Raw genomic sequence first — 13,516 nt, forward strand, 5'->3', positions numbered from 1 at the left:
GAGATCCTTTAGATGTTGAAAGCCGGTTCGAGCACTTTGGAGAAGAAGCTCCTGGTGCGTGGTTCCTGCGGGTTGGTGAAAATCTGCTGTGGGCTGCCCTGTTCCACGATTTGCCCTTCGTCCATAAACACCACGGTGTCCGCGACGTCGCGGGCGAAGCCCATCTCATGGGTGACGATGATCAGCGTGGTACCGGATTTTGCGAGTTCGCGGATGACGTCCAGCACTTCGTTGACCAGTTCCGGGTCCAGGGCGGAAGTGGGTTCGTCGAACAGCAGGATCTTGGGATCGAGGGCAAGGGCGCGGGCGATGGCCACGCGCTGCTGCTGGCCGCCGGAGAGTTGGCGGGGGTAGGCGCCGGCACGGTCCTTGAGGCCCACCCGGTCCAGCAGTTCCAGGCCGCGGCGCCGTGCCTCTTCCTTGGAGCGGCGCCCTTTGCCGGGTTGCAGGGCGACAACGGGCGCTTCGGCAACGTTTTCGAGTGCGGTGAGGTGCGGGAACAGGTTGAAGTTCTGGAACACCATGCCGATCTCGGTGCGCTGCTTCAGGATCTCCTTCTCGCGCAGTTCGAGCAAGCGTTCGCCGCGGATTTCGTAGCCCACGAGCTTGCCGTCGGTCGAGATGAAGCCGCCGTCCACCTTTTCCAGGTGGTTGATGGTGCGCAGCAGCGTGGATTTCCCTGATCCGGAAGGGCCGACGATAACGGCTACGCCGCCCGGCTCAACGGTGAGGCTGACGCCTTTGAGCACCTCGGTGGCACCGAAGGATTTACGGACTTTGGTGATTTCCACCAGGCCCCTGGTGGCAGTTGCAGCGGTGGTCATCAGAGGCTCCTTGCCCGGTTGTTGGCGACAGCGTGGGTGGCGAAGAATTTGCGGGCTTTCTGCAGGGGCGTCAGGGGCAGGTTACGCACCGCGCCCTTGGAGTAGTGCCGTTCGATGTAGTACTGGAAGACGCTGAGCACGGAGGTGATCACCACGTACCAGAGGGTTGCCACGAGGAGCAGCGGGAGGACCTGCTGGGTGCGGTTGTAGATGACCTGCACGGTGTAGAACAGCTCGGAGTAGGCCAGGACGTACACAATGGACGTGCCTTTGACCAGGCCGATGATCTCGTTGAAGGCGGTGGGCAGGATGGCCCGCATGGCCTGTGGCAGGACGATCCGGGTGGACCTCCGCCACGCCGGGATGCCGAGCGCGGCGGCGGCCTCAAGCTGGCCCTGGTCCACGGAGAGGATGCCGCCGCGGATGATCTCCGCGGAATACGCTGCCTGGTTCAGGGTCAGGCCCAGGACTGCTGCGGCGAACTGGCTGATGAGTGTGGTGGTCTGCACCTCGAAGAACCGGACGTCGGTGAACGGGATGCCCAGGCTGATCTTTTCGTACAGGTACCCCAGGTTGTACCAGAGCAGCATCTGGACCAGCAGCGGCGTGGACCGGAAGATCCAGGAGAACGTCCAGGAAACGGAGACCAGCAGCGGCGAGGCGGACAGCCGCATCAGCGCGAGGATGAAGCCCAGCACGAAGCCGAGGATGCCGGAGATCGCGGTCAGCTTCAGGGTCTCGATCAGCCCGTTGATGACGGACTGGGCGGTGAACCACTGCGCTACGACCCCCCACTCCCAGCGGGGGTTGGTGGCCAGGGACCAGGCGACGGCAAGGACGCCAAGCGCCACCACTGCGGTACCCACCCAGCGCCAGGGATGCTTTGCGGCCACCACACGGTAAGAGGAATAGTCAGTGGCCACCCGCGCCGTCCCGTCCTCCGGCGGAACCCCGGCCGACCCGAAAGCCGCCGCCGCTGCAGTGACGTCCGGCGCCCGCCCGGCAGCCGGCTGTGCTGTCTGTGCTGTTGCTGATTGTGTTGACTGCGCCGCCGTAGTTGCTGCTGAACTCATGCGCCACCCCGCTTCACTGGTTGGGCCGGAGCTGATTGCCCCGGTAACTGGCTGCAAATCTAGAACCGGCCGGAAGGGCCCAGCAAGGCAGCAGGTTGCATAACTTCACCGGAGTTCGCACTGCGTCATGAGTCGGTTTTTTGCGTCCTTTGACGGGGTGTGACGCGGAATTAACGGGCGTGACCAGGCGCTCGACCGCCGTCGGAAACGCTGCCTAGCATGGCACTCCGACCGCCCCCCACCGCCGCCACCAGGAGCCCCCATGCCAGCGCACATCCCGGCCGTCGTCTTCGTGGGCGGCGGACCCCGCACGGCCGGCGTCCTCAACCGGATCACCGCAAACCGTCGCGAGGTCTTCAGCGGGCCGCTGGAGATCCACGTCGTAGAGCCGCACGTGCCGGGTTCCGGCCGTATCTGGCGCTACGACCAGGATCCGGGCCTCCTGCTGAATTCCACCGCCGCGGACATCACCATGTTCACTGATGAGTCGGTGGCCTGCGAGGGACCGGCGAGCCATGGCCCGAACCTGGTTGACTGGGCCGCGGGAGTGGTGGACGGCTCCATCACCGACGTGCCGGACTTCCCCCGCTCCTTGTGGGATCAGCTCCGGTCCCTCACCGGCGTCACCTTTCCCACGCGCCAGCTGCAGAGCCAGTACTTGGAATGGTTCTTCCGCCGCACGGCCAGGTCCCTGGGCCGTAACGTCACGGTTCACCGGACCACGGCCATTGCGGTCACGCGGGCAGTTGAGGAGGCTTTCCCTGCCGATCCTGCGGAGGGCCCGGGCAAGCACCTCGTGGAGCTGGCCAACGGCCGGACCCTGCTGGCCGACGTCGTGGTGACCGCCCTGGGCCACACTGACTCCCGTCCAGACGCCACCTCAGCCGCCTGGGCCGGTTTCGCCGGGCGGCACGGCGGCTACCACGCGGCACCCAGCTACACCACCGACGTCGACTACTCACCCATCGCCCCGGGGCAGGACGTGATCGTTTCCGGCATGGGCCTGGCCTTCGTTGACCTCCTGGTCCTCCTGATGGAAGGACGTGGCGGACGCTTTGTTGGAACTCCCGACGGCGGCCTGAAGTACCTTGCGTCGGGCAGGGAACCGAGGCTGTGGGCCGGTTCGCGGCGGGGAGTGCCGTACCACTCGAAGATCTCGGCCACCCTCCAGGGCGAGGCGCCGGGGCCGCTGCGTTTCCTGACCGCCGCAGCCGTGGGCGCCCTGCTGGAACGGCACGGGGAACTGGATTTCCGCGGCCACCTGTGGCCGCTGATCGCGAAGGAGGCCGGGTACGGCTACTACCGGGAACTGCTGACCGGCAGCTCCGGCCGGGCCGCGATGGGCTGGGACGAGTTCGCCGCCTGCTACTCGGACCTGGACTGGTACAGCACCGCCCGCGAGGAACTCGTGGCCGCGGCCGTGCCGGACGCCGCCCTGCACCTTGAACTGGAGCGGCTGGACCGGCCCTTCGCGGGCCACCGCTTTGCCGGGCATCAGGACGTACAGGATGCGGTGGTGGAGTACATCGAGCACGATCTCGTCCTGCGGGACAGCCCCGACCACCCTGAAACCCTCGCCCTTTTCCTTGCGCTGCTCCACGTGTACATGGAAGTGGGGCGCGTGGTTCCGCCGGAGCGCCTCAATGCCCGGTCCCAGCAGGTGGTTCACGGCTGGTGGCACGGGTTCTTCAGCTTCGTTGACTCCGGGCCTCCCCCGCACCGCCTCCGCCAGATGCTGGCACTGCACCGTGCCGGGCTGCTGCAGTTCCTCGGCCCGGACGTGGAAGTGACGGCAGACGAGTCCACCGGTTTGTTCCATGCCGGCTCGCTGCGATCCGGCACTTCTGTGGCGGCGAAGGCCCTGATCGAAGCCCGACTGCCTTCGCCCACTGTGGCACGGTCGGTCAACCCGGTCCTCGAATCCCTGCACCGGAACGGCCTCGGTGCGGAGCAGCAACTGCTGACCGCCGACGGGATCCATTCCACGGGCAAGCTGCTGATCTCCAGCCAACACCAGCTGGTCAGCGCCGAGGGAAGACCGCAGCCGACACTCTTCGGAGTCGGCCCCGCCACCTCGGGCTGGGGCGCGGGAGCCTTCGCCCGCCCCTGCACAAACGCGGCGCCATTTCGCGAAAACGATGCACTGGCCCGGAACATCCTTACCGCTGTCCGTGACCTCGCCGCCCAGGAGTCCACCGCCATGCCCACAGAACCAACCGCCGTCGGAAAGAATTGAACCGTGACTGCAGAACCTGACCTCGCGCGCCAACCGCTTGATCCGGCGGCGCTGACGGTCCTGAAACTCCCCATGCACGATCCGCGGGCCAAGCCGCTGCTGGACGAACTCGCCGTCGAATACGACGCCCGCTATGGCGGCCTCTTCGGACGGAAAGCGGCGGCGGAGGAGCTGAACCGCTACCCGGCTGACGAGTTCGCGGGCCCGGGTGGCGCGCTCCTGGTGATCCAGGAAAACGGCGAGTCAATTGCCGGTGGAGCCTTCCGCCGCTACGACGCCAGCACCGCCGAACTCAAGCGGATCTGGACCCACTCGGGCCACCGCCGCCGCGGCCTGGCAAAGCGGGTCATCGCCGAGCTGGAAGCCCTCGCCGCCAGCCGAGGGTACACCAGGCTCTACCTCACCACCGGTCCCCGTCAACCGGAGGCAAAGCACCTTTACCTCACCACCGGCTACCAGCCGCAGTTCGATCTGCACGCGGACCCGGAGACGTTGAAGTTCCTGGCGTTCACCAAGGAGCTTCCAGAGGTTCCGCCGAACTGACGATTCCTACCCAGCCCGCTGGACGTTGCCGCCGCTAAGCTAGCGGCATGGCCAACAAAACCACAGCAGAGAAGCTTGCCACCATCCAGCAGGGGTACACGCTGGACGGGCCCGCCATCGAACTGGGCGCCGCCATTGTGGACGGTGAACTCCATAAAGAGGCGCAGGTCCGCCTGCCGCTGGCAATGATGAACCGGCACGGCCTGGTGGCAGGCGCCACCGGCACCGGCAAAACCGTCACGCTGCACATGATGGCGGAACAGCTGTCCACCGCGGGCGTTCCGGTCTTTCTGGCCGACATCAAAGGCGATCTCTCAGGCCTGGCCACTGCGGCCGCCGGCAGCGAGAAATTGGCGGCCCGCACCGAAGGCATCGGCCAGGCCTGGCAGGGCAAAGCTTTCCCCGTCGAGTTCCTGGCACTGGGCGGGGACGGCAACGGCATCCCGGTCAGGGCCACCGTGACGTCCTTCGGCCCCATCCTGCTCGCGCGGATCATGGAGCTGAACGACACGCAGGAATCCAGCCTGCAGCTCGTGTTCTACTTCGCCGACAAAAACGGCCTGGAGCTGATCGACCTGAAGGACCTCCGGGCGGTCATCCAGTTCCTGACCTCCGCTGAGGGCAAGGACCAGCTGGAGGAGCTCGGCGGGTTGTCCAAGGCCACCGCCGGCGTGATCCTGCGCGAACTGGTGAACCTCGAGGCCCAGGGGCTGGAGAAGTTCTTCGGCGAACCGGAGTTTGACACCGCCGAGCTCCTGCGGACCGCTCCGGACGGGCGCGGTGTGGTCACCTGCCTGGAACTGCCCACCCTGCAGACCAAGCCCATGCTGTTTTCCACCTTCCTGATGTGGCTGCTGGCCGACCTGTTCGAGGACCTGCCCGAGGCCGGCGACCTGGACAAACCCAAACTGGTGTTCTTCCTCGACGAGGCCCACCTCCTTTTCAGTAACGCGTCCAAGGCCTTCCTTGAGGCCATCACCACCACCATCCGGCTCATCCGCTCCAAGGGTGTGGGGATCTTCTTCGTCACCCAGACCCCCAAGGACGTTCCCGCTGACGTTCTCGGCCAGCTCGCCAACCGGGTGCAGCATGCCCTGCGCGCGTTTACCCCGGAGGACGCAAAGGCGCTCAAGGCGACGGTCTCCACGTTCCCGATGAGCGACTACGACCTGGAAGAGACGCTGACGTCGGCGGGCATTGGCGAGGCCGTCATCACCGTGATGAACGAGAAGGGCGCGCCCACCCCCGTGGCCCTGACCCGGCTGCGCGCCCCTGAATCCGTAATGGGGCCCAGCGACGAGGCCCTGGTTCGAAGCACCGTGGCCGGGTCGGCCCTGCTCGGCAAGTACGGGACCGCTGTGGACAACCCCTCCGCGTACGAGAAGCTCACGGGCAAGGCTGCGGCTCCCACCGGACCCGCCGCGCCTGGCCAACCGCCTGTTCCCGCCGGCGCTGGTGCTCCTGGGGGCGATTCAGGCTTGGCAACCGCCGGTGGTGCGGACATTGATGCCGAGGCCCGGCGGATCGAAGAGGAGATCCTGGGCCGGCCCAGCAGCAGGCCTGCTCCCAAGCCAACGTCCACCAGGCAGAGTTCGGGCCGCGCCCGCGCAGAAGCACCCCGCACCACCAGCCCGGAGCCGGGAGACGGCATGATGGGCGACCTCGGCGGCGTTCTTGGCGGCGCCCTCGGAGGCGGGTTGAAGAGCATGGCCAGGTCCATAGGAACGCAGCTGGGACGCGAACTGCTGAGAGGTGTTTTCGGCACGTCGTCCCGGCGCCGCCGCCGCTGACAGGTACCGCTCACAGCTGACTCAACTGCCGTCGTCGGGCGCATGGCAGGTAACGTATGGAACGTGCAAATGAGTCAAGCGTTGGTGAGGATAGCGGCCGGATGGCTGCTGGGCCTCATGCTTGCTGTGGCCGGCGCCATCGTTGCCATTAACCTCGTGAACAATACTGTGGCCAGCCCGCAGCAGCCGGTACGCGAGTATCTGGACGCGCTGCAGAGCGGTGACGGCGGCAAGGCGCTGGGTCTTCTGCGGGCAACGGTGCCGCCCAGCAACGCCGCAATGCTCGACGGTACAGCCTTGCAGACCGCCGCGTCCCGCTTTACCAATGTGAGCATCGGAGAGGCTGAGGAGCGCCCCGGCGGCCAGGTGATGGTGCCGATGGAATACACCATCGACGGCAGCCGGCTGCGCACCGAGTTCGCGCTGCAGAAGACCGGAACCGAGTGGATCTTCTTCAACACCTGGGCGTTTGTTCCGTCCCGGCTGCCTACCGTCGATGTCACGGTGGTCAATTCCAGCGAGGCCACGGTCAACGGCGTGGACGTCAACATGCCGAATGGCCGGAACTCCTTCGCTGTTTTCTACCCGGGCGAATACGAGGCCACGGTGAACGGGGAATACTTCTCTGCGCCCGCCAGCCGTGCCACCGTGACCACCCGTGACGTCCCCGTGGCGCCGCTCAATCTGCTGACCCAGGCCACGGACAGCCTGAAGACGGACGTGGCGGCGAAGGTCAAGGAGTTCCTGGACGGCTGTGCGGCCCAGGCTGTCAAGGAGCAGAAGCTCCAGCCGGACTGCCCCTTCTACTACGCCAGCAACAACCGGGTCCAGGACGGCAGCATCAAATGGTCCGTGACTGAATATCCCAACGTGGCCATCGAGCCCTTTGACGGGCGCTGGGTGGTGGCGCCGCTGGACGGCAAGGCGAAAGTGGAGGCGCTACAGCAGAACCTGTTCACCGGCGCCTGGTACCCCTTGGACGAAGAAGTGGACTTCAGCTTCACCACCCGCCTGGACGTCACCGGAGACACCATCAAAGTGACACCACTCCTCAGCTTCTGAGCCTTTTACGGGCGAGCACCGACAGGACCTCCTTCACCATGGCGTCCGGGTGGTACACCACGTCGGAGTAGTAATACCGAAGTGCCGTCTGGACCGGGATGCCCGCCTGGCGGAAGTAGATCTGTGCCAGTGTTTCCAAGAGGAATTCCGCCCCGGTCCACCCACGCCAAGACTGCCCTCGCCTTGCCGTTTCTGCGCCCGGGCAGCCTCTGACGAGGGAAATCAACCGTCATGTCGCCCCTCCCGACAGCACATTCAACCATCACAAGTGCTTCGGGAAACGGAAGGCACAGCAGAGCATGTATCAGGACATCGCCCGGACGACGGCAAGCACCAGAGGTTGTAGTGCCCGGCTGCGCTGGAGCACGTCAGCGGTTCCGCAGCAAAGCAACCAACTCCGGAGACGCCGTCGGAAGCACATCGAGGCCCCGCTCCGGCTGCAAAAGCCCGCCGCGGACCGCCCTGCGAGCGGCATCATCCACCCCAAGCCGGGCCAGCGCAGGGCGGCGCGCAGCCCCGCCGCCCGCGCAAGGACACCACGCTAAAAGGCTGCCGCCCGTGACACGTATGTCTTGGACGGCAGCCTTTAGGTCAGGACGACGGCGGCGGGATCAGTCCATGCCGCGGAGGTCCAGCACCAACTCGGTATCGCCGTCACTCTGCAGCAGCACAGGGATGCCCCAGTCCTGCTGGTAAAGGTGGCAGGCGGCATGGTCCGGGATTTCGCCGTCCTCGGTCTCAGGGCCGTCGCAGGCCGCGGCGCGGGCGGTGATGTGCAGGACGCCTTCGGGCACGTCTGCGGACAGCTCAAGGGTACGGAGCAGTCCCACCGACGTTCCGCCGCCGGACACCAGCAGCTCGGGCGGAGTGGAGGAGATCTTCAGTTGGGTGGGGTCGCCCCAGCGATCATCCAGTTTCTGCCCGGTGGGCGCGGTGAAACGCACCGTCAGTTCCAAGGGGCCGGGTGCCACAGGGCTCTTCGGCCGGTGGGTTTGCGACGCGCCCTCGTCCACCTGCTGCGCCTCCTTGGGGATGGGGACGTACACCAGCTGGTGCTGGTTGGCCTCCACCACCACGAGCAGCGGCTCGGAACCGGCTGACTGAGTGTGGTCCACAATCACGTCCGAGGGCTCCAGAAGTCCACGTGCCAGCGTGGAAACAGTTCCCGCCGCGGGGTCGTAGCGGCGTACCGCACCGTTGTAGGTATCGGCGATCGCCACAGAACCGTCCGGCAGCACCGTCACGCCGAGCGGGTGCTGGAGCCGGGCTTCAGACGCCGCACCGTCCCGGAAGCCGAAGTCGAACAGGCCCTTGCCGACGGCGGACTCCACGGTGATGGCGCCGTCGTCGCTGATGACGAGCTTGCGGAGGGCGGACGTTTCGGAATCCGCCACCCAGATGTTGCCTGCCGCGTCTTCGGCGAGCCCGGAGGGCTGGGCGAACCAGGCCTCGTGGGCCGGGCCGTCCAGCAGGCCTTCCAGGCCGTTGCCGGCTTCGATGGCCACGGCACCGGTCAGCGGATCAAAGCTGAAGATCTGGTGCGTGCCGGCCATGGCGATCACCACGGCGTGGAGCTTGCTGGACCAGACAAGATCCCATGGCGAGCTCAGGGAGACCTCAAGCGGGTGTTCACTCAGGCGGCCGGTGAATCCGGCAGCGTCCTCGTCAACGCGGGCCGGGCCGGTCTCCAGCAGGCGCTGGATGCCGTTGCCCACGAGGGTGGTCACCTTTCCGTCCTGGAGTGAGAGTCCGCGGAGCCGGTGGTTCACGGAATCTGCAATCACGACGTCGTAGCCTGCCTTGGCTGCCACATCTTCCGGCAGCAGGACCAGGCCCTGGGGCTCGTTAAGCCGGGCGGTAGCCTCATCACCGGCGGCGGGGCCGTCAGCGTAGCCCTTGGTGCCGGAGCCGTAGGTGCCCAGTACGGTTTGGAAGTCGGTGCCCAGTTCCACCAGGCGGTGGTGGCCCGTGTCGGTGACCAGCCACGAACCCCGTGCTGCTGAACCGTTGGACACTGCGGCACCTGCCGCTGCATCGGCGTCGAACGTTCCCTCTGCGGCGGCTGAACCGCGGCCGGCGGGCAGGAAGAGTGCCTTGCCGGGGAAACGCAGCGTTCCCGAGGTGGGCTCAGGGGCCACGTACGGGCCTGAGCCGCGGTGCAGCGTCCCCTTGGCTTCGTGTTCGGCGATGAGCTCGGGGATCAGCACCGCGAGTCCGTCCGCGTGGCCTTCACCGGAAAGGTGCGCCACGATGTAGCCCTCGGGGTCGATGACCACCAGGGTGGGCCAGGCGCGGGCGGTGTAAGCCTTCCAGGTGTCCAGCTCCGGGTCGTCGAGGACGGGGTGGTGGATCTCGTAGCGCTCCACGGCGGCCGCCAGGGCCACCGGGTCTGCCTCGTGCTCGAACTTGGGCGAATGGACGCCCACAGTCACCAGGACGTCGGAGTACTGCTCCTCCAGCGGACGCAGCTCGTCCAGGACGTGCAGGCAGTTGATGCAGCAGAAGGTCCAAAAGTCCAGCAGCACGATCTTGCCGCGGAGGGCTTCAAGGTCCAGTGCTTTGCCGCCAGTGTTTAACCAGTTACGGCCCACCAGTTCGGAGGCCCGGACCCGGAGGTGGGTGCGTACGGTTTCGCTCATCAGCGTCCTTCCAGCTTGTTTCGTTCAGCCAGCCTGGCGTCGCGTTCAGCCAATTTGGCAAACATATCGTTGTAAGCGGTGAGATCGGCGTCATTATTCCTGTCCGCCGCCCGGTCCACGCGTTTGGTCTCCCGCTGGTCGGACCTGGACCACATGATGGCCACGCCGATGGCCACCAGGAGCGTTGGCACCTCGCCGATGCCCCAAGCCACCGCGCCGCCGGTCTGCTGGTCCAGCAGCGCCGACTGACCCCAGGCCCGGCCCAGGTTGCCGAAATAGTCAGCAGCCAACAGGTTGGTTCCGCCCATGATCGCCACACCGAAGAAGGCGTGGAAGCCCATGGTGGCCAGGAGCAGCAGCAGCCGCATTGGGTACGGTGCCCGGAGCGGCAGCGGGTCGGAGCCGATCATGCTCAGGACGAAGATGTAGCCCGTGAGCAGGAAGTGCACAATCATCAGTTCGTGCCCCACGTGCTCGCGCATGGCGAACCCGAACAGGTCCGAGTAGTACAACAGGACGATCGAACCGGCGAAGTTTGCGGCGGCGAAGAGCGGATGCGTGACCACCTGCGAGAACCTGGAGTGCACAAATACCAGCAGCCATTCCCTCGGGCCGCGTGAACCGTCACCCCGCGGGGGCATAGCGCGCAGGGCGAGGGTCACGGGTGCGCCGAGGACCAGGAAGATGGGGGCCACCATGGTGAGCGCCATGTGGTCCACCATGTGCGCCGAGAACAGGACGCGGCCATAGACCGACGGCGGGCCGGACGTGATGTAGGTGAGCACCAGCAGGCCGATCACCCAGTTCACGGACCGGAACCACTGCCATTTGTCGCCCCGGCGGTGGATCTTCGCCACGCCGAGGAAGTAGGAGACCAGCCCGAACAGCGCGACGGCAATCCACAGCCAGTCCAACCGCCACTCCGTGAGCCAGCGGGCGGGGGTCAGCTCCGGCGGGAGTTCGTAGCCGGTGAGGATGAAGGCGGGTGAGGCATCAGGTGCATACGTGGTGGACTGGGGCGGGGCTGAACGGCCCAGGGCCACGGCCACGCCGGAGGTTCCCCCCATGACCAGGAATTCCGCCAGGACTAGCTGCCAAAGGACCCTTCGCGAGGACATCGTGGAGCCCTTGCGGTTCAGCTGGGGGATCACCCACTGGCGGTGCATAAAGCCGATCCCACCCAGGACCAGCGTTGCGGCGGACTTGGCCAGAATCAGCTGGCCGTAGGACGAGCCGAAGAGGTCGCCCCAGTTGGTGATCCGGATGCTGGCGTTGATGACGCCGGAGGCGAAGACCAGCACAAAGGCGAAGCCCGCCAGGGAAGAGAACCTTTTGAGTGTGGCCTCGGTGATATCCGCCGTCGCGCCCGCCTTGGAGCCTGTCAGGATCCCGGACAGCAGCGCCAGCATGATGATGCCGCCCACCCAGGTACTGACGCCCACCAGGTGCAGGCCAAGCGAGTTGATGGCGCCTTCGTGGTCGGAGGAGCTCGAGGAGTGCCCGATCAGGGCCGTCGGCACCAGACCGATGAGCGCCAGGATCAGGGTCAGGGCCAGTCCGCCAAGGGACCTGACGCCGAACAGGGCAGTTGTCACCACGGCGGCGATGATGGTGACGGCGAGCCAGGCCCGGCCCGTCTCGATGTCCGTCATGAAATAGACCAGGGCCTGGGTGAACTCTGCGTCACCGGAAACGCCCTGCCCGGCCACGTCAGAATAGGTGAGCACCAGGACTGCAATGGCGGACAAGGTCCAAACGGCGCCCGCAGCGGCTGCGAGGGCCAAGGCACGGGTGAAGGCGGGATGTTCTGCGTCTTCTGCAGTTGCGTCCCGGTCCCTGCTGCGGAGTCCCAAACGCTTGGGCAGGATGCCTACGGCAAAGATGAGGCCTCCGATAACCGTCGCCACCGCGACGTTGTGGATCGCCTTGCTGGCGGGCAGGCCCCAGCGAACCAAGGCGCCCGGATCCGAGACCTCGCGCGCAGCGGCCGCGCCGGAAAAGACGAGTGCCGCCACGAGTCCGAGAAAGAGCGCTGCCAGTCCTGCAAGCTGCCATGCCCTGGAGACGCCGAGGGCACCGATGCCGTGCCCAGGGGCTCCCTTGCCGGGAGCTGACTGGGTTGCTGTGGATTGGGGTTTTGCGGCAGACGGCACCTATCCATTGTCCGCTACCCTTGCCCGGGCCGCGAATCGCCTTAAAAGCAAAAGGGGCGGCAACCCTGTGGTTGCCACCCCTTGTCCACGCCGGTCTGATCCCGGGAGGAAGAAGCTTTACTTCTTGTTGGAGACCGCAGCCTTCAGCTTGGAGCCCGCGGTCAGCTTGACGCTGTGGCCGGCGGCGATCTGAATGGTCTCACCCGTCTGCGGGTTGCGGCCGGTGCGTGCTGCACGGTCGGTGCGCTCGACGGCGAGCCAGCCCGGGATGGTGATCTTCTCGCCCGCGGCAACGGAAGTCTCGAAAACCTCGAACAGCGCGTCGAGGACGGAGTTGACGGCTGCCTGGCTGGTGCCGGCCTTGCCTGCTACCTCTGAAACAAGTTCACTACGGTTCTTAGCCATTGATGTCCTCCTGGACGGTCATGATTTCTGGAGCCTGCACGCGGCATGCGTACAAGCCACTCTTCGAAAACTTACCAGCTTGGGCCGGTCTGGTCCGCAAATTCCGCGTGTTTCCGCGACTTTTTGAGGTTAATCACCAGATTCTTGAGGATCGCGGCCGTCCCGGGCATCAAAGGCGCGCCCTTCAGCCCTTACCGCCGCCCCTACGGAACAGCGCACCTCCTGCGCCTCCCTGTCACCTGGGACGCGCTGGCTTTTGCTGCGCCCGCCCCTGTAACGCTCTCGTACTTTCTGGTGGTTAAAGTGGTGGGGCCCTGACGTGGTGTGTCAGGGCCCTGGGGTGTTTTAAGTGTGGGAGGCCCCAACCAGTGACTGGTTGGGGCCTCGACCGAATGGTTGTCCGGCGGTGACCTACTCTCCCACACCCTCCCGGGTGCAGTACCATCGGCGCTGTGGGTCTTAGCTTCCGGGTTCGGAATGGGACCGGGCGTTTCCCCCACGCTATGACCGCCGTAACCCTTGCTCCGCACCCTGGTCCCGGGCGTGCCCGGGCGGGTGGGAAATCTTTGGTTACAACATTGCTCCGTGTGGTGGAGCTGTGGTGTTGTTATTCAGTTCTCGGTTCTCAAGCAACGGGTTTGTTGTTTGGGAACCACATAGTGGACGCAAGCAGTCTTGTTTATCTTTTACCACCGTCTGGTGTGAACGTCTTTTGAATGCCGTTCACGGCGGTGGTGTGTGGTGTAAGTTATCGGCCTATTAGTACCGGTCAGCTTCACGAGTCGTTAGTC

Annotated in this window: 11 protein-coding genes and 1 rRNA gene; 5 read left to right on the top strand and 7 right to left on the bottom strand. The window is 65.7% G+C overall.

What is annotated here, in order from left to right; all coding sequences use genetic code 11:
* Nucleotides 1-8: 8 nt before the first annotated feature.
* Both AC50X7_RS08405 and AC50X7_RS08410 read right to left on the bottom strand, forming a co-directional pair.
* Nucleotides 9-824, bottom strand: a complete 816-nt coding sequence (locus tag AC50X7_RS08405; RefSeq protein WP_494978583.1) for an amino acid ABC transporter ATP-binding protein — start codon at nucleotides 822-824, stop codon at nucleotides 9-11.
* Nucleotides 824-1,897: an amino acid ABC transporter permease gene (locus AC50X7_RS08410; protein ID WP_494978584.1), complete on the bottom strand. Its 1,074-nt coding sequence runs from the start codon at nucleotides 1,895-1,897 to the stop codon at nucleotides 824-826. The genes AC50X7_RS08405 and AC50X7_RS08410 overlap by 1 nt, the downstream gene beginning before the upstream one ends.
* Before the next feature lie 262 nt (nucleotides 1,898-2,159).
* Between AC50X7_RS08410 and AC50X7_RS08415 the strand changes: the two genes are divergently transcribed.
* The 4 genes from AC50X7_RS08415 to AC50X7_RS08430 all read left to right on the top strand — a co-directional run bounded on the left by AC50X7_RS08415 (nucleotide 2,160) and on the right by AC50X7_RS08430 (nucleotide 7,528).
* Nucleotides 2,160-4,133, top strand: coding sequence for an FAD/NAD(P)-binding protein (locus AC50X7_RS08415; protein WP_494978585.1), 1,974 nt, complete (start codon nucleotides 2,160-2,162; stop codon nucleotides 4,131-4,133).
* 3 nt (nucleotides 4,134-4,136) lie between these two features.
* On the top strand, nucleotides 4,137-4,676 hold the full coding sequence (locus AC50X7_RS08420) for a GNAT family N-acetyltransferase (protein ID WP_494978586.1): 540 nt from the start codon (nucleotides 4,137-4,139) through the stop codon (nucleotides 4,674-4,676).
* 47 nt (nucleotides 4,677-4,723) lie between these two features.
* The gene (locus AC50X7_RS08425) at nucleotides 4,724-6,466 is read left to right on the top strand and encodes a helicase HerA-like domain-containing protein (RefSeq protein WP_494978587.1); all 1,743 of its coding nucleotides are present in this window, start codon (nucleotides 4,724-4,726) and stop codon (nucleotides 6,464-6,466) included.
* Between the two features lie 69 nt (nucleotides 6,467-6,535).
* Nucleotides 6,536-7,528: a hypothetical protein gene (locus AC50X7_RS08430; protein ID WP_494978588.1), complete on the top strand. Its 993-nt coding sequence runs from the start codon at nucleotides 6,536-6,538 to the stop codon at nucleotides 7,526-7,528.
* Here AC50X7_RS08430 and AC50X7_RS08435 read toward each other — a convergent pair.
* From AC50X7_RS08435 to AC50X7_RS08450, 4 genes are all read right to left on the bottom strand, one after another.
* A complete protein-coding gene (locus tag AC50X7_RS08435; RefSeq protein ID WP_494978589.1) occupies nucleotides 7,518-7,667 on the bottom strand; it encodes a hypothetical protein in 150 nt (49 codons plus the stop codon). The genes AC50X7_RS08430 and AC50X7_RS08435 overlap by 11 nt on opposite strands.
* A gap of 472 nt (nucleotides 7,668-8,139) precedes the next feature.
* Nucleotides 8,140-10,167 (bottom strand): NHL domain-containing thioredoxin family protein, encoded by a 2,028-nt coding sequence (locus tag AC50X7_RS08440; RefSeq protein WP_494978590.1) that lies wholly within the window; start codon nucleotides 10,165-10,167, stop codon nucleotides 8,140-8,142.
* On the bottom strand, nucleotides 10,167-12,320 hold the full coding sequence (locus tag AC50X7_RS08445; protein WP_494978591.1) for a bifunctional copper resistance protein CopD/cytochrome c oxidase assembly protein: 2,154 nt from the start codon (nucleotides 12,318-12,320) through the stop codon (nucleotides 10,167-10,169). Before AC50X7_RS08445 ends, AC50X7_RS08440 begins: the two co-directional genes overlap by 1 nt.
* 117 nt (nucleotides 12,321-12,437) lie before the next feature.
* Nucleotides 12,438-12,725, bottom strand: a complete 288-nt coding sequence (locus AC50X7_RS08450) for an HU family DNA-binding protein (protein WP_104045996.1) — start codon at nucleotides 12,723-12,725, stop codon at nucleotides 12,438-12,440.
* Between the two features lie 144 nt (nucleotides 12,726-12,869).
* Here AC50X7_RS08450 and AC50X7_RS08455 point away from each other — a divergent pair, with 144 nt between their 5' ends.
* Nucleotides 12,870-13,043, top strand: coding sequence for a hypothetical protein (locus tag AC50X7_RS08455; protein ID WP_494978592.1), 174 nt, complete (start codon nucleotides 12,870-12,872; stop codon nucleotides 13,041-13,043).
* A gap of 80 nt (nucleotides 13,044-13,123) precedes the next feature.
* On the opposite strand, the gene rrf is transcribed toward AC50X7_RS08455, so the two are convergent.
* Nucleotides 13,124-13,240 (bottom strand): 5S ribosomal RNA (gene rrf, locus AC50X7_RS08460).
* Nucleotides 13,241-13,516 lie beyond the last annotated feature (276 nt).

The sequence above is a fragment of the Pseudarthrobacter sp. Hb11 genome, from assembly GCF_059383655.1.

Bases quoted from the DNA above. Each gene is read 5' to 3' on its own strand.
- AC50X7_RS08405 (WP_494978583.1), bottom strand. From the start codon at position 824: ATGACCACCGCTGCAACTGCCACCAGGGGCCTGGTGGAAATCACCAAA.
- AC50X7_RS08410 (WP_494978584.1), bottom strand. From the start codon at position 1,897: ATGAGTTCAGCAGCAACTACGGCGGCGCAGTCAACACAATCAGCAACA.
- AC50X7_RS08415 (WP_494978585.1), top strand. From the start codon at position 2,160: ATGCCAGCGCACATCCCGGCCGTCGTCTTCGTGGGCGGCGGACCCCGC.
- AC50X7_RS08425 (WP_494978587.1), top strand. From the start codon at position 4,724: ATGGCCAACAAAACCACAGCAGAGAAGCTTGCCACCATCCAGCAGGGG.
- AC50X7_RS08430 (WP_494978588.1), top strand. From the start codon at position 6,536: ATGAGTCAAGCGTTGGTGAGGATAGCGGCCGGATGGCTGCTGGGCCTC.
- AC50X7_RS08440 (WP_494978590.1), bottom strand. From the start codon at position 10,167: ATGAGCGAAACCGTACGCACCCACCTCCGGGTCCGGGCCTCCGAACTG.
- AC50X7_RS08450 (WP_104045996.1), bottom strand. From the start codon at position 12,725: ATGGCTAAGAACCGTAGTGAACTTGTTTCAGAGGTAGCAGGCAAGGCC.